We start from the raw sequence: 22,501 nt of genomic DNA, 5'->3' as shown, positions 1-22,501 counted from the left end.
GCGACAGCAAGCATCCCCTACCTCGAACGAGGTACATGGCGATTGGTACATTTGCATCATTCGCGCCGCTCGCAGCCTGTTCAGAATTCGAGCGCCCAGGCGCTCAAGAAAAGAAGAAATAAGGCGCGGCCACGGAGGGGAGACGGCAATGACTATTCAGGCCATCGGATCTGAATTCCTCGTCAACGCCACGACGGCAAACAATCAGTCCCAGCCAATCATCACCGGGCTGGCCGACGGGCGTTTTGTCGTCGCGTGGGCTGATTTCAGTCAGACGGGCGGCGACACGTCCTCGTGGGCGGTGCGGGCGCAGGTGTTCAACGCCGATGGCACGCCGGCCGGCTCCGAGTTCCTGGTCAACACGACGACGGCAAGCGATCAGATCGAACCCACCATTACCGCCCTGGCCGACGGGCGTTTTGTCGTCGCGTGGACTGATGACAGTCCGACGAGCGGCGCTGCCGTGCGAGCGCAGGTCTTCAACGCCGACGGCACGCCGTCCGGGTCCGAGTTCCTGGTCAACACCGTGACGACTAGCCAGGTCAGGCCCGCCATAACCGCTCTGGCCCACGGGCGTTTCGTGATCGCGTGGGACGATTTCGACGTGGGCGAGTACGAAGTGCGGGCACAGATATTCAACGCCGATGGCACGCCGGCCGGCTCCGAGTTCCTGGTCAACACCACAACGGCAAGTAACCAAGTTGAGCCCGTAGTCACCGCCCTGGCCGACGGGCGTTTCGTCGTCGCGTGGATGGATGTCAGTGAGACGGGCGGCGACACGTCCTCGTGGGCGGTGCGGGCGCAGGTGTTCAACGCCGATGGCACGCCGGCCGGCTCCGAGTTCCTGGTCAACACCACGACGGCAAGCTTTCAGTACCTGCCAACCATCACCGCGTTGACCGACGGGCGCTTTGTCGTCGCGTGGACCGACGACAGCCGGACGGGCGGCGACACGTCCGGGCTCGCCGTGCGGGCGCAGATACTCAACGCCGATGGCGCGCGGTCCGGATTCGAGCTCCTGGTCAACAGCACGGCGGCAGGCAATCAGTCCGACCCAACCATCACCGCGTTGGCCGACGGGCATTTTGTGATCGCGTGGGCCGATGACAGCCAGACGAGCGGCGACACGTCCTCGTGGGCCGTGCGGGCGCAGGTGTTCGACGCCGATGGCGTGCCGTCCGGCTCCGAGTTGCTGGTCAACACCACAACGGCAGGTAACCAAGTTGAGCCGGCAATCACCGCCCTGCCCGATGGGCGTTTTGTCGTCACGTGGACTGATGCCAGCCAGACGGGCAGCGACACTTCCGGCAACGCCGTGCGCGCACAAATCTTCGAGGTCGTGCCCGACAACCAGGCACCAGCCATCACCTCGAACGGCGGCGGCGACACGGCGGGCGTCTCGGTTGCGGAAAACATGACGGCGGTCACGACGGTGACAGCCACCGACCCGGACGCCGGGCAGACCCTGACTTATGCGATCGCCGGTGGAGTGGATGCGAGCCTTTTCGACGTCGATCACAGCACGGGGGCACTTTCCTTCAACACTGCGCCGGACTTCGAGGCGCCGATCGACGCTGGCAACGATAACGTCTACGACGTCACGGTGCAAGTCTCCGACGGCAACGGTGGAACGGATACGCAGGCGATTGCCGTGACGGTCGGCAACGTCAATGAGGCGCCGACGTTCGTCGGCGATGGCATGACGACGACGACCATCGGTCCGGCTGATGACTTTGGTCGAGGCGTAGCCGTGCAGCCTGACGGGAAGATCTTGGTGGCTGGCAGTAGCTTCAACGGCACGGGTGTCGACTTCGCCGTGGTTCGCTATGACGTAGATGGCCGCCTTGACACGAGTTTTGGCAGTAATGGAAAGGTAGTCACCGATTTCGGCGGTGCCGATGACAATGGCTATAGTGTTGTCGTAGACCCTAACGGCAAAATTCTGGTTGCAGGCTATACCGAGTCGGGCGCGGACTTCGATTTTGCCATCGTGCGATTCGACGCCGACGGCAGTCTGGACACCGGTTTCGGCGACGGCGGCAAGGTCATTACAGATCTGCTGGTCGATGACTTTGGCCAGAGTGTAGCGCTGCAATCCGACGGAAGCATCGTCCTTTCAGGTTACAGCTTTAATGGCTCGAGCTTCGACTTCGCGATCGTGCGATACAACGCCGATGGCAGCCTCGACACCACCTTCAATGGCGATGGAAGAGTTACCACGGCGGTCGCGTTCCACGACGCGAGCTACAGCGTCGCCTTGCAACCGGACGGCAAGATCATCGCCGCGGGCCATAGTTTTACCGGGAACGGGCCGAACGACTTCGCAATCGTTCGCTACAACCCGGACGGCAGTCTCGACACGAGCTTCGGTGGCGACGGCACGGTCACCACGGACTTTGGCGATACCAATGATGTTGGTCAGAGCGTCGCCGTTCAGGCCGACGGCAAGATCGTAGTTGCGGGCATTAGCCAAACGAGCCCGAATGCCGACATCGCCGTCGTGCGGTACAACGCCGACGGCAGCCTCGATACGTCGTTTGCCGGCGACGGCACGGTCAGGACCAGCGTCGTGGCGGGCAGCGACGTCGGGAGCAGCGTCACGATCCAGCCTGACGGCAAGATTCTGGTGGCAGGAAACAGCTTCAATGGGTCGAACACGGATTTTACCCTTGTCCGCTACAACACGGACGGCAACCTCGATACGACCTTTGGCATTGGCGGCACGATCACGACGCAGATCGGCGCCGGCTCGGACGAGGGGTATAGCGTAAAGTTGCAGCCCGACGGCAAGATTCTGGTTTCGGGATATAGCAGCAACGGGTCGAATGCCGATTTCGCGCTCCTTCGCTACAACGCTGACGGCAGCCTCGACACCACTTTCGGCGCGCCCGCCCTGCTGTCGATCTCGATTGCGGAAAATACCACGGCCGTGGCGACCCTCGCCGCAACCGATCCGGAGGCTGGGCAAGCCCTCACCTATGCGATCACAGGCGGTGAAGACGCCAGCAAGTTCGTGATCAATGCCGATACTGGCGCGCTCTCTTTTGCCTCCGCCCCAAACTTCGAGGCCCCCACCGACGCCGATGGCGACAACGTATACAGGGTGACCGTGCAGGTTTCCGACGGTAGTGGTGCAACGAATACGCAGGCAGTTGCAGTGACCGTGACCGATGTCGACGACATCGCGCCGACGGTCATGAGCGTCACGCGCAGCGACGATACGCCGACGAATGCGCAAACAGTGCACTACACCGTCACGTTCTCCGAGGCCGTGACCGGCGTGGATGCGAGCCAGTTTTCTCTGACGACGACTGGCGCCGTGATCGGCGCCAGCATTGCCAGCGTGACGCCCGTCACGGGCAGCGATGGCGCACAATACGTAGTGACCGTCGATACGGGCACTGGTGATGGCACGGTGGCACTCGGTGTCACCGGCGCGGAGGTGCGCGACCCCGCCGGCAATCCCCTGGCGGGAGGCGCCTTCCAGGTCATTTCGTCCATCTCAGGGATCGCTGGGCATGTCGCGAGCGGTGACTTGAGCGGCGATGGCAAGCAAGACCTCGTGTCCGAATCCACCTCGGGCGAGATTTCGGTCATGCTGGGCAATGGTGACGGCACCTTCCAGGAGCCGGTGAATTACGCTGCAGGCCATGATCTCAACGGCGTTTCGATCGCCGATGTCGACAACGACGGCCTGCTCGATCTCGCTATATCGAACGCAGGCGCCAACGGAGCCATTGCCGTACTCCTGGGCAATGGCGACGGAACATTCCAATCGGCGATTTCGTCCCCGACTAACCGCGCCCACTCATCGGATTCCGCGCTGGCGGACCTCAATGGAGACGGTCGACTCGACGTTCTCGTTGCGAACACCGGCGAGAATGGCGGCGTTTCCGTGCTCCTTGGAAACGGAGACGGTAGTTTCAGTCTCTCTACCGTGCTGGCCTCGAACGCGGATCCACTCGGCGTTGCGGCCGCCGATCTCAATGGCGACGGCATCGAAGATGTCGCCTTCTCAAACGTTCCAGGGGCATTCGGCATTCAAATCTACCTCGGGACCGGAGCTGGCACGTTCACGGCGGCTCCCGATGTTCCCGCCACCACACACACAGCTTCCGTCGCGCTCGAGGACCTCGACGGCGATGCCGATACGGACTTGGTGTTCAGTAGCTACGACGGAACCGTATCGGTGGCGTTAGGAAATGGCGATGGAAGTTTCCGGGCGCCGTTCTCCTATACACTCGGCATAGCAAGTGACGGTGTTGCACCTGGCACCGTGACACTCGCCAATGTCAATGGCGATACCGCATTGGATCTTGTGTACGCCAACCCGTTGTTGAATTCCGTTTCGGTTCTGTTCGGCAATGGTGATGGTACGTTCCAGAGCCAACAGCTATTTGCGACTGCCGGGACCCAACCCGGCTGGGCAGCAGTCGGCGACTTCACCGGTGATGGGCGGCTAGATATTGCAGTCGCAAACTTCGGCTCGAATTCGATCTCCATTCTGCAAGCCAGCCCGCCGACCATTGTGGGGGATGCCTATGTCATCGACAAGAATGATACGCCAGCCATAACCTCCGATGGCGGGGGGGCGGCGGCAGGTATTGCGATCGCCGAGAATACGACGGCAGTCACGACTGTGACCGCCGCCGATCCTGACGCGGGACAGACGCTCACCTATACGATCGCTGGCGGATCAGACGCGAACCTCTTCGCGATTGATGCCAACACTGGCGTGCTGTCTTTCAACGCCGCACCTGACTTTGAGACGCCAATCGACGTCGACGCGAACAACGTCTACGACGTCATCGTCCAGGTCTCCGACGGCAATGGCGGCACAGATACGCAAGCCATTGCGGCTACGGTCCAGAATGTGGCCGGCATATCCCTGATCGGCAACGGTGCCGCCAATACTCTGAACGGGACCGGTGAGGAAGATACGCTCAGCGGCCAGGGCGGCGGTGATACGCTGCTGGGGCTCGCGGGCAATGACGCGCTTGATGGCGGCGCTGGTGGCGACCTGCTCGATGGCGGTACGGGCAACGACAGGATGGCCGGCGGCGCGGGTAACGACGCTTACGTCGTGGACAGTTCTGAGGACGTCGTCGTCGAGAATACCAGCGAAGGGACCGACACGATCCGGACGGCACTCGCCGTATTCACGCTTTCCGGAATCGCCAATGTCGAGAATCTCACATTCGTCGGCACCGACCATTTCGCAGGCACCGGCAACGCGCTGGCCAATATTATCACGGGCGGCGCCGACAATGACACGCTCGATGGCGCAGGAGGCGTCGACCGGCTGGTCGGCCTGGCCGGCAACGACACCTATCTTGTCGACAACTCGTCGGACGTAATCGTGGAAGCCGCGAATGCTGGCACGGACACCGTCGTGGCGACCAGCACGACCTATTCTTTGTCCGCAGATATCGAGAACCTGGCCTATGGCGGCACCGGCAGCTTCAATGGTACCGGTAACGGTTTGGCCAACACGATCACCGGCGGCAGCGGTGCTGACACGCTGTCTGGCGCCGGCGGCAACGACACGATCATTGGCGCCGGTGGGAATGACACGATCAGCGGAGGAGCGGGCGATGACATGTTCGTTGCCACGGCAGGCGATGGCAATGATAACTATACCGGCAATGGCGGGAACGACACCTACAGCCTCGCCGGACTCAGCGCCGATGCAGTCATCAACCTGACTGCAGGGACGGCAACGAGCAGCGAGATCGGCACCGATAGTCTGACATCCGTTGAGAACGTGGTGGGGGGCTCCGGCCAAGACACGATCACGGCCAGCAATGCGAGGAGCGAGCTTTTTGGCGGAGCAGGCAACGACACATTCACATTCGCGAGCACCGCGGCCGCAGGTTTTGGCACCAATCGAGATCTGATAATCGATTTTACGGCGGCAGCAGATCGCATCGATGTCGGTGGGATCGACGCAAACGGAGGCCAAGCTGGCAATCCCGAGTTCGTGTTTGTTGGCGAAATCACCAACGTGGTCGGCGGCGTGGGCAAACTCGGGCGTGGCCAACTCGGCTACCACTATGAGACCGACGCAACCGGCACCGAGCATACCATCGTGGAGGGGAGTGTCGACTCTGACCCGAGCGCGGAATTCCAGATCGACCTGGTCGGCCGGCACACGCTCTCGGTAAGTGACTTCGTACTCTGACGTGCGCCGTTGTCGTTCGTGGCTAAAGGAAACGAAGGGGGTCTCCTAGAAACGGGAACGGGCTTGGTAGTTATTGGCCGAGAGCCGATCATCGATGAACAACAAGGATGTCGGCGGCAGCGTGTACGAAGAGGAACTGGTCAGTACTTGCCCATCCCAAACCCGCGACCGCGCGATCGATGTTGCTAAGGAGGACGGAGGCCGGCCTCGTCTCCATCCCCTATTCGAGGGAGGCATCAACAGTAGGGAGTAACACTCATGCGCACATTCGGAGCTGTATGTCTTTCACTGTTGCTATCAACGATTCCTGCGACTGCATCAGATCAAAATCTCAGGGAAGAATTCGGCAGGTTGACGACAGCGTACGAGCAGCACTTCAACAAGAAGGATGCTGCAGGGATCACGTCGCTTTTCACCAAGAACTACCTGCGAGTGACCCAGAATGGAATTGAGCCGGATAACACCAAATATTATGAAGGCGCGTTCAAGAGAGGGGCGGATCATCTGGCAATCACGACCAACGCTATTCAGACTTTATCAGAGAACATGGTCATCCGCACCGGCGAAGCGCACGTCACCGGCAAGACCGAGAAGGGTGATCCTATCAACTTGAATATTGTCTGGACGACCCTTGATGTTCGTGAGAACGGGCAATGGAAGATCCGTATGCTGACATCGGTTCCTAAGCCGCAGCCGCCACAAGCAGCAAGGTAACTCGAGGAGAATTTGGGAGCGGGCGATCAAAGCGGCGGTGGCTAACCAACACCGCCGTTTTGCAATCAGCCGTTAGATTGCTTGAAGGAAGCGACTTTAGGAAAGCCCCAAGCAGCCGTCGAACAAGGTCCAAGGCGAAGCGGGAGGGCGCGTCGCGTAAGATCAGTGACGACTTTACCCTTACAGCCCAGAGCCTCGGCCGATCTCCCGCATCAACCTGAACGCGGGGTCAGTATACGCAACCGAAAGCTCTCGGCGAGAGCGAAGTGGCGCCGTTTAGCAAGCCTTAGACGAAAGGCTTGAGCTCACCGTCCCTGCGCTCAGCATCAAGTCCAAAATGCTCGCTTCAGGTTTCGCGGAACGCGCGGGAGAAGCTGTCGAGGACAGGTTTCATGATGTACTCGAAAAACGTACGCTCTCCGGTCTTGATGTAAACGTCCGCGGGCATCCCAGGCGTCGGGATGAATTCAGGCATTCGCCTGAGAATATCGTCCTGGTCCAGGCGCAGCCGAACAACATAGAATTCCCGACGCGTGTCGCCGTCGGGACGGGCTTCGGTCTTTCCCTGTACTTGCTCCGCCAAGGCGTCCGCTGACACGTAGATGACGCTCGCCCCGACCATGGGCGTGATGCGCTGGTTGAGCGCCGACAGCCGCACCAGCGCCTCCTGGCCGACACTCACGTGCGAAATGTCCTTGGGATTCACATGTGCCTCGATAATGCGCTCCTCGCCAATCGGCAGGAGCTCAAGGATCACGACACCAGGAGAGACCACGCCGCCCGGTGTATGAAAATTGTTCTTCACCACGATACCTCGGACCGGCGACCGGACATCGACCCGATCGACCACATCCTGAGCGGCGCGAATCTGCTCCTCTCCGTCGTCCAGATCCGCCTCGGTCTCGCGCAGCTCCTTGATCGCGTCGCGGAGCGTCGTGGCGTGGAGCTGCGCTATTCTTTCGTTTGCCTGAGCGATCCGCTCCTTCGCATCGGCGATGCGGCCGAGATATTCGCCGAGGTCACCCCCGAGACTCGCCTCTGAGCGTCGCAACGCCAGTACATCCGACTTGCGGACCAGCTGTTGGCCAAGAAGCGAATTCTTGTCCTTCAGCTCTTCGGCGAACAAGGCAATACGCTCTTTGGTGGACTGAACTTGCGCCTGATATCCGCGGATGCTTTCCTCCAGCGCAGCGACCTGCTTCACAAGTACGCTTTCCTCGGTCACCAGACTAGCCCGGCGTGCCTGAAGCTCGGCACGTTGCCGCTCAAGAATCGCTTTGATTTCTGGATCACGTGCGCTCTCGCTGAATGCGGCCGGAGTTTTGATAGTATCCGAAGAGCTCATTTCAGCTTCTAGACGCGCCTTCATGGCGAGCAGTCGATACTTCTTCAAAACCAGCCGTCTCAGTTTGGCATTGGCAGCGGTGTCGTCCATGCGAACGAGGACCTGGTTGGCCTCGACGACATCCCCATCCTTAACCGCAATCTCGCGGATGATGCCGCCCTCGAAGTGCTGGACTAGCTTGTTTTGCCCGGTAGCCACAAACGTGCCCGAGGCCACGACCGCACTGTTGAGGGGGGCAACTGCGGCCCAAACGCCGAAACACCCGAGCCAAACAACCAGGATGGCAAGGCCGGCAAAGATGGGCCATTTGGCGCTCAGCGGAACGCCGCGGTACCACTCACCGATGTCGTCCTTTACCCTCATGCTATCCTCCCGCGCTGGTCACCCGCCCGAGGATTCGATGCGTTGCGGCTGCTCCGGCGCATCTCCGCCGACCCTGGCGGGCGACCGAACCAAGCGATGCAACACCTCGCTCGGAGAGCCGAACGCTTCCGCGCGTCCGGCCCGCAGTATGAGCACCTTGTCAACACTGTTCAGGAGCGCCGGGCGCAGGGTTACAACGACCGCGGTGACCCCCCGCCTCTTGGCGCGCTCCAGGGTCTCGGTCAAAGCCTGCTCGCCCGCCGCATCGAGATTCGAGTTGGGCTCGTCGAGCACGACAAGCGACGGATTTCCGAAGAAAGCCCGGGCGAGCGCGATGCGCTGCTTCTGTCCTCCCGAGAGCGGCCCGCCACTGCGGTCGAGCACGGTCTCGTATCCTTGCTTCAACTGGCAGACCATGTCGTGAATGCCCGACAACATCGCCGCCTCATAGATGCTCTCGTCGGGCAAATCGTCGCGCATGCGGCAGATGTTCTGCTTGATGGTACCGGGAAATAGCTCGACCTCCTGGGGCAAGTAGCCGGTATATTCCCCGAACTGGCGGCGATCCCAGTTGCGCAGCTCTGTTCCGTCCAGCCTGACCTTTCCGGCTGTCGGCACCAGACATCCCACCAGAATGCGCGCGAGAGTCGACTTGCCCGATCCGGACGGTCCGACAATGGCCAAAGACTCTCCGGGCGCGAGCTCGAGCGACACACCATTGAGTACCGGCTCCTTCGAGCCGGGCGGAAGATACAAGACCCGATCAACGCTCAGGCGCCCTTGCGGTCTTGGCAAGCGCAGCTTGGGCGTCTCGCGCTGGAATGACTCGACCGCCTGCTTGACGTGGGCATAGGCCGATCGCGCCTGCACGCAGCTGCGCCATCCCTCGATCAAACCTTCGAGCGGCTGCAGGGCGCGGCCGGCAATAATCGAAGCCGCGATCATCATGCCCGCGGTGATCTCGGCGTGGAGGGCCAGATAGGCGCCAGTACCTAGGATCGTGATCTGGGCCACGAGCCGGACGAACTTCGACGCGCCGCTGATCCAGAAATTCCGGTCAAGGGCCTGGCTCTGCACCGTCAGCGCCGGCGCCTGCCGGCGCCCCCAGTGGAGAATGCTTTCGCTCAGCATTCCCATCGCATTGATCACTTGCGAATTTCGCGCCAGCGACTCGGCCGCTGCATCGGCCTCGGCGGCATGCAGCCCTGCCTCGCTCAGACGCTCCGAAGTCGCTTTCTGGTTGATCAGCGCAATCAGTGTGAGGATCAAGCCCGATACCACTGCGATCCAGCCCAGATGTCGATGAACGAGGAATATGACTGCGAAGTAGAGGGGCGAGAGTGGCGCGTCCATCAGCAGAAGCATGATAGGGCTCGAGATGAAACCCCGCACCTGGTGAAGGCTGCGGATCGCCTGGATCGTTCCGCCCTCGCCAGCCCTCGCGTTGTTGATGCTGCTCGCCAACACTGCGCCGCCGAGCACCGCCTCCATCTTGGTCGCAAGACGCCCCAGCACCTGCCGGCGCAGAATGTCCACGATCGAGAGGATACCGATGAACGCCAGCGCGAGAGCAGAGAGCATCAGCAGTGTCTCGAGACTACGGCTCGTCAGCACGCGATCGGATATTTGAAACAGGTAAATCGGCAAGGTGAGCATCAGCAAATTCACAACGACCGAAAATGCCGCGACTGCTATCAGGTTGGTGCGCGCAACCGAACGCCAGGCGGCCAGCGCGTTGACAGGTCCGACATAGTCGCGGGCCTCGCCGTTGGGTGTGACGCGAAGTTGAGCTCTGGAGTGGGTGCGCTGCGGATCGTCCAGTGTCTCGACAGCTGCCATGTTTGCCTCCCACTAAAGGATGGCATCGTGAGTTCCAGCGTGATCGATCGGAGTACTATCCACGATGTCGGGAGGCGGCGGCGCGGAGTTTTGGACATCGGCAGGCACCGGCGCCGAATTGTCTTGAGCCGAGACGGCGTCTGGCTGAGACACGGCGGTCTGGGAGGGCGCAATGTCGCTGCTGAGCGTGACGCCATAGTCAGTATACTGGGTTCCGTTGAACAGCGAATCCGCTGGCGGCGGTGGCGCATCGTTCAACGCGATTACATCGCCCGGGGCAGTGGTTGTTGCCAAGGCATTCGATGTGTTGGTCACGACGTTCTCCGGGGCAGTGGTCGCGGATTGCGAACTCTCGATCGGTGCGTCAGCTGTGCTGGCGAGCGCAAGAAGGGTGTCGGCCGATCCAGACGTTTGAGCGCTGCCAGTGTCCGGCGCGGCCGGCTCTACCGACTCGGTCGTGGGGTTGCTGAGCGAGTCTCCTGCGCTGGTGAGCACTGGCTCGCTCGCGTCCGTGACCGGCGCCGCACTCGCAAGAGCATCGCCCGCCACACTGCCCATGTCGACCGGATGCGCCACGTCGCTCGTCGGATTGGTCAGAGCGGCAGCTGTTGTGGTGAGCACCGGCTCGCTCGTGTCAGCGACCGGTGCCGTACTCACTACAGTATCGCCAGCCACACTGCCCGTGTCGGCCGGTTGCGTCACGTCGCTCGGCGGATCGGTCGCAGCCCCAGCCGTTGTGGCGAGCACCGGCTCGCCTGTGTCAGCGACCGGCGCCGCACTCGCAAGAGAATCGCCCGCCACACTGCCCGTGTCGACCGGATGCGACACGTCGCTGGTCGGATTGGTCAGAGCGGCAGCCGTTGTGGTGAGCACGGGCTCGCCCGTGTCAGCGACCGGCGCGGTACTCACCACAGCATCGCCAGCCACACTGCCCGTATCGACCGGTTGCGCCACGTCGCTCGGCTCATCGGTCAGCGCAGCAGCCGTTGTGGCGAGCATCGGCTCGCCCGCGTCAGCAACGGCCGCGGGAGAATCTCCCGCCACACTGCCTGTGTCGACTGGATGCGAGACGTCGCTGGTCGGATTGGTCACAGCGGCAGCTGTTGTGGTGAGCGCCGGCTCGCTCGTGTCAGCGATGGGCGACGCACTCGCGGTCACACTGCCCGTGTCGGCCGGTTGCGACACGTCGCTCGTCGCATTGGTCAGAACCGCAGCCGTTGTGATGAGCATGGGCTCGCTCGTGTCAGCGACCGGGGCCATACTCGCCAGAGCGTCGCCAGCCATACTCGCAGTGTCGCCCGGATGCGAGAGCTCGCTCGGCGGATCGGTCGGAGCAGCAGCAGTTGTGGTGAGCACCGGGGCGCTCGTGTCAGCGACTGGCGCCGCACTCGCCAAAGCATCGCCAGCCACATCGGTGGGCTGTGATACATCACCAGGTGCTCCGTTGCCCGTAGCCATTACCAAGTCCACGATCTCAAGGGCTGGTGCTGAACCAGCAAGGGTGTGAGCTCCCATGCTGTCCGATGCGACCGTTTGCGGCAGCGCGGTCGACTGACTGTCAGGACCCGTCGGCCCAACTACCTCGTTGCTCAGCGTGCTCACGGTGTCGGCGACGGCCGTGAGCGTCGGCGGCACCGCATCGAACGGCGCGATTGCGCCGGCGACGTCGTTGGGCGGCGTGCTGACGGTGTCGGTCACCGTCGTGAGCGCCGGCGGCACCGCCGCTTCGACCGCCGCAATCGTTCCAACCACGTCGTTGGACAGCGGGGCCGCGGTGTCGGCCAGGCTCGTGAGCGTCGACGGCACTGCCTCGGCCGGAGCGATTGCGCCGGCCAAGTCGTTGGCCAGCGTGCTGACGGTGTCGGTCGTCGTCGCGAGCGCCGGCGGCATCGCCGCTTCGACCGGTGCAATCGTTCCAACCACGTCGCTGCCCGCGGTGTCGATCGCCATTACAAGTGCCGGCGGCACCGCCGCCTCGACCGCCGCAATCGTACCAACCACGTCGTTCGGCAGCGTGCCCGCGGTGTCGGCCAAGGTCGGGAGCGTCGGCTGCACCGCCTCGGCCGCCGCGATTGCGCCGGCCACGTCGTTGCGTAGCGTGCCCACGGGATCGGTCGCAGTGGCGAATGCCGGCATTACAGTCGCCTCGTCTGGTGCAATCGTTCCAACCAGGTCATCGGGCAGCGTGCCCACGGTGTCCGCCAACGCCGTGAGCGTCGGCTGCACCGCCTCAAGCGGCGCGATCGCGCCGACCACGTCGTTGGGCAGCGTGCCCACGGTGTCGGTCGCCGTGGCGAGTGCCGGCATCACCGCCGCTTCGACTGACGCAATCGTAGCAACCATGCCGTCGGGCAGCATGCCCACGGTGTCCGCCAACGTCGTGAGCGTCGGCGGCACCGCATCGACCGGCGCGATTGCGCCGGCGACATCGTTGGGCGGCGCACTGACTGCGTCGGTCACCGTCGTGAGCGCCGGCGGCACCGCCGCTTCGACCGCCGCAATCGTTCCAGCCACGTCGTCGGGCAGCGGGCCCGCGGTGTCGGCCAGGCTCGTGAGCGTCGGCGGCACCCGCTCGACCGGAGCGATTGCGCCGGCCAGGTCGTTGGCCAGCGTGCTGACGGTGTCGGTCGTCGTCGCGAGTGCCGGCGGCATCGCCACTTGGACCGGTGCAATCGTTCCAACCACGTCGCTTCCCGCGGTGTCGGCCGCCATTACAAGTGCCGGCGGCACCGCCGCGTCGGCCGCCGCAATCGTACCAACTACGTCGTTCGGCAGCGTGCCTACGGTGTCCGCCAACGTCATGAGCGTCGGCTGCACCGCCTCAAGCGGCGCGATCGCGCCGACCACGTTGTTGGGCAGCGTGCTGACGGTGTCGGTCATCGTCGCGAGTGCCGGCGGCACCGCCGCTTCGACCGCCGCGATCGTTCCAACCACGTCATCGGGCAGCGCGCCCGCGGTGTCGGCCAGGATCGTGAGCGTCGGCTGCGCCGTCACCTGGAGCGACGCGATCGCGCAGACCTCGCCATCCGATAGCGTGCTGACGGTGTCGCTCGTCGTGAGCGCCGGCGGCACCGTCGCCTCGACCGGCGCAATCCCTACCACCACGTCATTGCTCAGATCGCCGACCATTCCAAGCAGGGGAACGGAGCCGCCGATCGACGGGCTAGACGCGCCGCAAAGCAAATCAGACCGAACGGATTCGAACGTTGACACACCGGGCAATTGAGTGCTTCCGACGTCGGACCCTGCTGACGGCGAGTTCACGCAACTCAAGCTACTAACGTCGGCTGAGGTGCGAGCATGGTGCTTGCAGGAATCGGTATCTTCGCTACCTCCGCCCTCACCCCCATAGTTCGCAGCAGCGACTGCGTCGCCACGAGCGGTGCTTGGTCTGGGCGTATGCTCATGAGGCTCCGCCGGGAGGCCGGTCGGATCGAACTGAGCCACATGCGTCTCCGACGAAGCGGCCGGCCCTTTGGACGTCTCATCCTCCGCGCCCGGTTTCGCGGGATCGCTCGCAGGCAGCTCGTCGTTCATCCGTTGCGGCCCCGCACCTGCCTGAGCGGCTGTCGCATCTTCTTGCTCGGCCAGCGCTGATTTGAACGAGGCGGCAAGAAACTCTTCGCAGGCAATCAGCGGGGCAATGAAGAACGACCACGTCAAGAAGCTGAAAGAGCCGGATCGCTTGTCGGCATGCTGCACTCCGGCTTCGAAAATCTTCCGCTCTTGTTCGAACAGTTCGCGCTTTTCTACCTGCTGCATGACCGCCGCCCTTCTCGCTCAAAAGCCACTCTCGCCCGGCAGCATTCACCGCCAGGCGCGTCTCTTCGGCATGTCAGGCATCCGTGTCGTGCGACGTATCCGTCGCCGTGTCGAAATGCCCTACCTCGAAGTGCTCCGCTGGGCCCATTAAACCGATGGCGTATTCGAGCGCATCGTCGCAAGACATCGAAGCGAGCGCGCCGTGTATGTCACCCGAATGATCGGGACCGTGCGAGCTGAAATCACCCGCGAAATCACCATGGGAGAAGTCGAACTTGGCCAGCGCTTCACCCGGACTGCGATCGGTGTCGCCCGTGCCGCCGTGGTCGGCCGACTTGAGGTCACAATAGTCCCTGGCATCGTGCTCTGGGTAGTCGCCCTTGCCGTCGTTCGGGTAGGCGTCCATGCCGCTAAGCTTGGAATAATTGTCCTTGCCGTCGCCGTTCGAATACTCGTCGTTGCCGCTGTGATCGTCATTCCACTTTGACGGCTTGCCGTCGCCGCAGTCGTCAGGCTTGGTCGACGCGCTTTCCTCGGGTGGGACGCCGGTTCCCGCAAGCTTCATAAGCCCGAGAATGCTCGTAACACTGCTCAGGATAGACATGGCTTCGCTCCTCGCTTCAGCTCTGCGACGGTCACGAGCACCTGCGTACGCGCGCGTGCCCTGCCCGGATCACCACGCGGTCACCCCTACTGTCGCCGAAGCACGCTTATGGATGCAGCGGCGAAAAATAAGTTCACGCCTCATTCGAGCTGCCGGCGCATGGCCACGAGCTCTCTCCGGATCCACGCCTTGACGGTTCCGACAGGAACCCGGAGGTATTCGGAAATTTCCTCGTGTGTGCGCCCGTCGACGATCGCCAAAAGCAGGCTCGCACGGCGCTGTGGCTCAAGTTGATCGAGCATGGTTCGCAGCGTCATGCTGTCTGGGATACAGGACGCAGGGTTCGGAGTGGTCTGTTCGCGCGCGCAGAGGGCATTCAATGCATCCTCCTCGAGCGCGAGTTCGCGCCCGGCGTTCTGCCGCATCTTGAGCGCCGTGTTGCGGACGATCGCGTAGATCCAGCCCCGTGCGGATCCGCGTGCAGGATCGAAGTTTTTCGCATACCGGAGAATCTGCGCGAATGCGTCGTGGATGACGTCCTCGGAACGCGATCTGTCGTGCACGATACGGTGCGCCATCGCGCGCAGCTGTTCCTTCTCCCGAGCGTAGATCTCGCCGACGGCCGACTGCGATCCGGAGGCGCACTCAAGCAGGGCTGTTTCATAATTGAGAGCCGTGTCGCGATTGATATAACCATCATGGCGCGGCGCGCTGGAGCGAGACTTCGCCTTTGTTAAAGCGACGCATTGATGGGGCATGGTCGAAGTCACCCCTCAAAAGGCAGAAAACCTGCTGCTTTCAGCCGCAGGGCCGCCGCCCGCTACATTTAATACCTGCATTTAAAATGCATTTAAATGATCTGCTTTAAAAAAATACGAAATCGGCTGTCGGCGAACTCAAGTCAACAGCATCGACTTCGTTCCGAAGTTTTCGAACTTTTTTCCCAACCGCCCGGCGACGTGGTCGTGAGGTGCAGGCAGACCATAGCGAGCCGTGCTCGCTGACCAGGTGAGCCGCTATGAGCAGCGGTGTAACTCGTCGAGCCGACTTTGAAAAATGGGCAGCATCAACATGGTCGCTAAGTCGCGCCTTATAACTTCAGAGCACGCATCGGATCGGGCTACCGTGTAACGCCATCAAGGGTCAGTCGAAGGCCCCTCAAGAGAACTATATTCCCTCCCTCGCTTCGGGCCTCTATCCCAACCTGCCTACAGATCAGCTGCGACGACTCTCAGCCTGATCGTGCCAATCGGCGCGGCGACTTGCGTAGCTATCGCGACGAGTGCAGCCGTCGAACGAGCTAAGGCGCTTCGTGGACCACGCTCGCGCCCATGGCGTCCTAACGCGCTTTCCTTCGGAAGGCGCGATGTCGTATCTCGGCCGCGCCGAACGTACCAGCTGATCGGAGCATCCAACTCACTGTGACGACACCACACTGAGACCCACTTTAGGTGCCTTGCATACGACGTTGCAAAACCGCGACGTAACAAGCGTCGAACACATGTCGCTCACAAAATTTGCGCGGCCGTGCATCTAGATTGGCGTCTTACACCTAGTGCTGACGTGGCAACAGTTACATCAACGTTCCGCCACTTACATCGAAAGGAGACCAACATGCTAGAGATGACCAATCTTGCGCGCCCTATCGAACTGTCTGATGAGGAGCTCGACCTCGTGGCCGCCGGCACCGGCGGCTGTGGCTGCAGTGGCGGCTCACTGATCCGAACTGGCGACATCAATGTTCTCAGTGGAAACCAAGTTCAGGTTGGCCTGCTGTCCAAGCAGTACCAGTCCCAAATCTTTGTTGGGTAAAGCCAGGGTGCGTCGGCGAACCGCTTCTCCATAAGGGGAAGCGGTTCTCCGGTATCGACCCGCAGTCGTGCTGCGGAACACTACTCCGCGCAGCGCATAAATATGAACGTGAGCACAGCAAGGTGCGTCCATGTCGACTCGGCCGGCGCTATTTCGCGAGGAAGCTGTCGACTTTGTGCGTCAGCGCCACAGCTGGGGTGAGGTCGTGTTGCTGCAGCCGCTATCGAGCGCGCTCCTTGGCTGGAGCCTTGCGGCACTCGTTGTACTCGTTGTGTGTTTTCTCTCCATCGCGCAATACGCCCGCAAGGAGACCGTCTTCGGGTATCTCACCCCGACCTCGGGCACCGCTAAGATTTTCGTACCACAACAGGGCTTCATCAAAGCGATACAAGTGAAGGAGGGGCAAGAGGTTACGGAGGGTGACCCGCTCCTGACCGTAGTCACTTCCCAGATCACCGCCAGTGGCGATGACGTCAATGCCACCGTACTTGCAGTGCTGACGCAGCAACGCAATGTGGTCGAGCGACAGATCGATGCGGAAGATCGACGAACCGCCTCGGAACGGGATCGTCTCGATTCCACGATCAAGGGAATTGAAGGAGAAATTGCCCAGCTCGAGGACCAGCGGAACATCCAAAACGAGCGGCTGAAGCTTTCCGAGAGTTTTGTATCAACCGGCGCCAAGCTAACCGCGAGCGGTGCATTACCAACGATTGAGCTTAAGCGCCGCGAGCAGGCCGCACTTGAGCAAAAGCAGAGCGTGATCTCGCTGGATCAGCAGATCACCGCGCGGCGCACCCAATTGACAGACGCTCGGCATACACTCGAGCAACTCCCAACCGTCGCCGCAGAGAGGATCCGAGGACTGCGCAATGAACTCTCCTCGATCGAACAGCGCGTGGCCGAGGTGAATGGGCGGCAGGCTTACGTTATCAGGGCGCCAACGAGTGGGCGCGTGTCCACGCTGCAGGCGACTGTTGGCCAGATCGCTGATCCAAGGCATATGCAGCTCGAAATCATTCCCCTTGATGCGCACCTGCAGGCGGAGTTGTTCTTTCCGACGCGCGCGTTTGGTTTTGTGCGCCGAGGCCAGCAGGTTAGGATCCTTTACGATGCATTTCCCTATCAGAAATTCGGCACCTACCGCGGCAGCGTGACAAAAGTCTCCCACACGATTCTGACCGACAACGAAACGACCGGACCGATCACCCTCAAGGAACCTGCTTACCGTGTGACTGCGGCTCTCGAGCGGCCCGACATCGACGCCTATGGCCGCAAGATGCCGCTTCAGCCGGACATGCTGCTAAGGGCCGACGTAATCCTTGAGCAACGGTCCCTGATGAGGTGGCTGCTCGATCCGGTGTTAAGCGCAAGGATGTAGCGCATGCAGGGACTTTTGAATTTCAGCGGACGCAGATCCCTCCCAGTCATCCGGCAGACGGAGGCGACGGAATGCGGGCTCGCATGCCTCGCCATGGTAGCGTCTTATCATGGTCATCGAACTGACTTGAACAGCCTGCGGCGCCGACATCCAGTGTCCCTAAAGGGCGTCACTCTTCGCGACCTCATGCAGATTGCAGCTCACCTCGGGCTGGCATGTCGGCCGTTGCGAATCGAGATCGGCCATCTCTGCCAATTGCGTGTTCCGGCTATCCTGCACTGGGACATGGCTCATTTCGTTGTACTCAAAGCATACAGGAGGAAAGGGATCGTGGTGCACGATCCGGCAGCTGGCGAAAAATGGTTCCCCCTCACCGAAGCGTCTAGACATCTCACCGGGGTCGCGCTCGAGCTCTCGCCCACTGAAAAGTTCTGCCGCACAGACGAGAGAGCGAAATTACCGTTCTCGGTATTCTGGAGCGGAATGAATGGAAGCGCTTTCGCCCTCGCCCAAATATTAGTTCTGTCGGTGGTCATCGAAATTCTTCTCCTTGCCGCCCCTTTCTATATGCAGCTCACCGTTGACGAGGTCATCGCCAGAGGGGATGTCGATCTGCTGGTCGTACTCGGACTAGGATTCGCGTTCCTGCTCCTGATACGGGTCGCGTCGACCGCAACCCGCTCGTTCACTATTCTTGTTCTTCAGAACACGTTGAGCTTTCAAATCGGCGCGCGGCTATTTCATCATTTGGTGCGCTTGCCACTCTCATTCTTCGAAAAGCGGCATATCGGCGATATCCTGTCTCGCTTCAACTCGATCGAACCCATCCGCAACGTGCTCGCGGAGGGATTGATCACGGGGCTGATCGACGGTCTCATGTCGGTGTTGATGCTAGTGTTGATGTTCACCTACAGCGTCCAGCTCGGACTTGTCGTCCTGCTGGCGTTCGTGTTGTATGCCGCCCTGCGGCTCGCTCTCTTCGGCATGTTCCGACAACGGAGCGAAGCCGCCATTCACAGCAAGGCAGACGAGGACTCCACTTTCATCGAAACCGTGCGAGCGGTGCAAAGCCTAAAGTTGCTCAACCGAGAGAACGAACGGGAAGGCCAGTGGCTGAACCGCTATGCTGCATATATCAATGCCAACGTGCGGCTAGGTCGGGCGAGGATCAGCTTCAAAGCAATGAACGACACGATATTTGGCTTGGAGAACGTAATCACGATCTACCTTGCCGCTCGTCTCGCACTAGACAACCTCATCACGGTTGGCATGATATTCGCGTTCGTCAGCTACAAGTTGCAGTTCGCTGAGCGGACAGCGCTGCTGATCGAGAAGCTGGTGGATGTCCGCATTCTCGGTCTGCACCTGGAGCGTCTCGCCGACATCGCGCTCACCCCGCTCGAGCGGGGGCACGATCTGGACCTGTCGTATATCCGACAGATTCGCGGCGCGATCGAACTGCGCAACGTGTGCTTCCGGTATGCGGAAGGAGATTCTCTGATTCTTAACAACGTCAATCTGTGCGTTGCTCCCGGACAATTCGTGACGATCATGGGACCTTCGGGCTGCGGCAAGTCAACTCTTGTCAAGATTATGCTTGGGCTGCTCGAGCCGACGAGCGGAGAGGTTCTGATCGACGGCCTTCCGCTGAGCCAGATCGGACCGCGCGCTTATCGCGAGCAAATTGGCGCGGTGATGCAGGAGGATCAATTGCTGTCGGGATCGATTGCCGACAATATCTGCTTTTTTGATACAACTTTCGACCTGCAAGGGATGATCGATTGCGCGCGCATTGCCGGCATCCACGACGATATCATGGCAATGCCGATGAGCTACAACAGCCTCATCGGCGACATGGGAAGCTCGTTATCTAGCGGGCAGAAGCAGCGAGTCTTGCTTGCGCGCGCGCTCTATCGCCGACCAAAGATCCTGTTTCTAGACGAGGGCACGGCACATCTCGACACCGAGAAGGAAAGAGAAATCAATGCGAATCTCCGGCACCTCAATATTACGCGCGTGAGCGTAGCGCACCGACCCGAAATCACCCAGGGAGCAGATATGATCGTCCATCTTGGCGCGGCGGCGGAGCCATTTCGGGTCGGAATGACAAGCGGCAGACCAGCAGCGGCGCCTGAGCGAGATGTCGGGGTCACCGAGTTTGCCGCCGAAGGTGCGAAATCGACCGAAACCGCGCACCCCCAGGATGCCTGCCCGGGGGATGCCACGGGCGATTGCGCGAAGCGCGATCCTGGCTCGAGGGACGCCATCGACGACTGCCATCCACACAAGGACTACGGCCAGCCGTCGAAAGACGACTGCAACTTCAAGCCGTCCGACGACTGCGGCAAAGCCGATAACCCGGGTGAAGCGCTGGCCAAGATCGACTTCTCACGATGCTGATGTCGGTTCGCGCCGTCCGGATCTCGGGTGACGGCGCTTCGATGTCGTCCGACGACGGGCTCGGATGTGGCATCGGCCGGCCAAACGCGAGACTGATTAATCCGCCTGAGGGTCAGATTCCGGGAGGGCAATCGAGAGACGGGCCGTGGCCACAGAAGATGAGGCTCGCGCGCACCAAGTCGGAGCCCGCAGGCGCGGGCTCGCCATTGAAGATCACCAGCACAGTCCGTTTATTGAGTTGGGCTGCGAAAGGCGCTCCGTCGCAGCTTCGGCATGCGGCTGCGCATGGCCAAATTTGCGCGACGGTGCGTCCCGATTGTCGGCTTCCGACTAGAAACAACATGGCAACGCTACAGCAGGTTCGTTCGCCGGGTGGCCGAAAGCAGGCAGGATGCCCACCGCGTACATCGGCGAAGAAGCGAGCGATGCCTGGGCTTCTCCGATTGGAGGGTAAACCGATGGACGTGCATGACGAGATAACCGATGATCTAATCGGCGAAGGGACTATCATCATCGATGGGCGCAACGAGAGTGTCTCTTACTGGCTCACCGTTTCTCCTGAGGGTGATCCCCTACTTGCTGAAGGCTCAATCTCGGGATCGGAACGACTCATAAGAAGCGTTACTAACGCAAGAAATGTCAAGCTTGCTCTGGGCGACGGGCCGGTTGTCACCCTCGAATGCGAAGGCGGCTCAGGCGAAGCGCAGTGGGTCAAGGCTCTGACCGGCTGAGAATCACAAGATTAGTATTTGGCTCTCCATAACAGGGCGTTCCGGCGAGTCCTATGATAGACCGTCCTAAGACCGAGGCCGAAGCATCCCGTTCGAGACACGCGTTCCAGTGCAATGATTGACCGAAAGCAGCTCCAGGATATGTCCATTGACGAGTTGTGGGAGCTGCACCAGGACGTCGATTCAGTGCTGGCCGCGAGGATAGCCGCTAAAAAGGAACTCCTCGAAAGTAGGCTCGAGCAACTTCGCGACCAAGGGCAGCAATCAGGAAAGGGCTCGCGCGATTCCTCTGAAAGCTAACGTGGAGGCGCCTTCAAGGCGGCCGTCATCAGCGCCCATCAGGCGCGAGTAGCCCACGACATCGGCTGCGAGGATGGCAGCACGCTCCGACATGTAGAAGCGAGAACAATCAGCAGACGGCGGCGTGCCAAGGTGGGCAGCAGAGCACGAGCTGTTGGAAAGGCGCGGCGTGCACACTCCGGAGGCGCGGCGCTATTGGGCGCCACGAACCAGGCGCGTCGCAAATGCCTGCGCGACTCAATCTGAGTAGGCCATTGCTGTGGTTAGTGGCGAGACATCCCCCCACCGCGCCGAGATTCACAAGCAAACCCATCCTGTCGCGATCGTGGTGCATCCAATAGCCGGGCTCTCCGCGTCTCGCGGGGGCCAGGCCGACCAAGCGGGCAAAATCGCGGTCCACGTCGCCGGTCACGATCGCGCTCAAACACATCGCATCCGCCCCCGAGGGCGAATGAGCGCTACGGGGCTGATCCTAGAGGCCGCAGCTTCGGCCGATCTCCCGCACAAGCACGATCCGTTCGCCAGATCCGATGACGGTCCCCCGCTGGGCGACCGTCTGCTCCTCATCACCACTGCGAAGCTCAGCGACGTCGGGTCCCTCGCCTATTGTGAAAACGGTAGCGGCGGTTTTCATTTGAGCGGTTGAGAAGATTGCCAAGTGGCGCGCGACGGACCTGATCCTCCTGATAAAAAGCCGCGTGATCGCGCCGCCGAGCCACCACGCGGAGAAAATGGCTACTTTTGAGTAGCTTACGAGGCGGCAGCGAAGCGCGGCGGCGATCCGAAGAGGTGTCAGATCAGGAGACGATCAGGGCTCTTGCAGGGTCTTCGCAGGGCGGTAGCAGGCTCGGCAGGCGCGAAAAACCACACAACGTGAGAGACGTTATGTTTCAGAGCGCCAGCGGATTTGCCGGTGACAAGCACAAGCCAATACTAAAAAGAGGAGTGCAATGATGCACTCCTCTCGCAGTCAGCTCAAAAGCGGCTGTTGGCGCCCGATCCCGCTAAATCGGATAATAATGCCGATCTATAGTCTGCTTCAGCAGGCTCAGCGCCCTCTTAAATTCGT

At 61.2% G+C, this 22,501-nt stretch carries 11 protein-coding genes; 6 read left to right on the top strand and 5 right to left on the bottom strand.

Annotated elements, in window-relative coordinates:
• The first annotated feature begins 148 nt into the window (after positions 1–148).
• Both I6F37_RS14235 and I6F37_RS14230 read left to right on the top strand, forming a co-directional pair.
• Positions 149–6,181 carry an S-layer family protein gene (locus I6F37_RS14235; protein WP_225151621.1) on the top strand — a complete coding sequence of 2,011 codons (6,033 nt, stop codon included), beginning with the start codon at positions 149–151 and terminating at the stop codon, positions 6,179–6,181.
• 258 nt (positions 6,182–6,439) lie between these two features.
• The gene (locus I6F37_RS14230) at positions 6,440–6,895 is read left to right on the top strand and encodes a nuclear transport factor 2 family protein (RefSeq protein WP_225151619.1); all 456 of its coding nucleotides are present in this window, start codon (positions 6,440–6,442) and stop codon (positions 6,893–6,895) included.
• A 346-nt stretch (positions 6,896–7,241) separates the two neighbouring features.
• Here the strand turns inward: I6F37_RS14230 and I6F37_RS14225 are convergent, their stop codons facing one another.
• The 5 genes from I6F37_RS14225 to I6F37_RS14205 form a co-directional block, all read right to left on the bottom strand.
• On the bottom strand, positions 7,242–8,603 hold the full coding sequence (locus I6F37_RS14225; RefSeq protein WP_225151617.1) for an HlyD family type I secretion periplasmic adaptor subunit: 1,362 nt from the start codon (positions 8,601–8,603) through the stop codon (positions 7,242–7,244).
• 18 nt (positions 8,604–8,621) lie between these two features.
• Positions 8,622–10,442, bottom strand: coding sequence for a type I secretion system permease/ATPase (locus I6F37_RS14220; RefSeq protein WP_225151615.1), 1,821 nt, complete (start codon positions 10,440–10,442; stop codon positions 8,622–8,624).
• A 12-nt stretch (positions 10,443–10,454) separates the two neighbouring features.
• On the bottom strand, positions 10,455–14,204 hold the full coding sequence (locus I6F37_RS14215; RefSeq protein ID WP_225151613.1) for a hypothetical protein: 3,750 nt from the start codon (positions 14,202–14,204) through the stop codon (positions 10,455–10,457).
• Positions 14,205–14,277: 73 nt separating this feature from the next.
• Entirely contained in the window at positions 14,278–14,808 is a 531-nt protein-coding gene (locus tag I6F37_RS14210) for a hypothetical protein (RefSeq protein WP_225151612.1), read from the bottom strand.
• A gap of 140 nt (positions 14,809–14,948) precedes the next feature.
• A complete protein-coding gene (locus tag I6F37_RS14205; RefSeq protein ID WP_225138998.1) occupies positions 14,949–15,566 on the bottom strand; it encodes a sigma-70 family RNA polymerase sigma factor in 618 nt (205 codons plus the stop codon).
• Positions 15,567–16,422: 856 nt separating this feature from the next.
• Here I6F37_RS14205 and I6F37_RS14200 point away from each other — a divergent pair.
• The 4 genes from I6F37_RS14200 (at position 16,423) to I6F37_RS14185 (ending at position 21,132) form a co-directional block, all read left to right on the top strand.
• Positions 16,423–16,620 carry a hypothetical protein gene (locus I6F37_RS14200; RefSeq protein ID WP_225138999.1) on the top strand — a complete coding sequence of 66 codons (198 nt, stop codon included), beginning with the start codon at positions 16,423–16,425 and terminating at the stop codon, positions 16,618–16,620.
• A gap of 130 nt (positions 16,621–16,750) precedes the next feature.
• Positions 16,751–18,001: an HlyD family efflux transporter periplasmic adaptor subunit gene (locus I6F37_RS14195; RefSeq protein WP_225151610.1), complete on the top strand. Its 1,251-nt coding sequence runs from the start codon at positions 16,751–16,753 to the stop codon at positions 17,999–18,001.
• Between the two features lie 3 nt (positions 18,002–18,004).
• Positions 18,005–20,401, top strand: a complete 2,397-nt coding sequence (locus tag I6F37_RS14190) for a peptidase domain-containing ABC transporter (protein ID WP_225151608.1) — start codon at positions 18,005–18,007, stop codon at positions 20,399–20,401.
• 458 nt (positions 20,402–20,859) lie between these two features.
• Positions 20,860–21,132 (top strand): hypothetical protein, encoded by a 273-nt coding sequence (locus I6F37_RS14185; RefSeq protein WP_225151606.1) that lies wholly within the window; start codon positions 20,860–20,862, stop codon positions 21,130–21,132.
• Positions 21,133–22,501: the final 1,369 nt, after the last annotated feature.

Origin of the sequence: Bradyrhizobium sp. NBAIM08, from assembly GCF_020193935.1 — a bacterium.
Classification (GTDB): Bacteria; Pseudomonadota; Alphaproteobacteria; order Rhizobiales; family Xanthobacteraceae; genus Bradyrhizobium; species Bradyrhizobium yuanmingense.
This window is presented reverse-complemented; position numbering and strand designations above follow the sequence as displayed.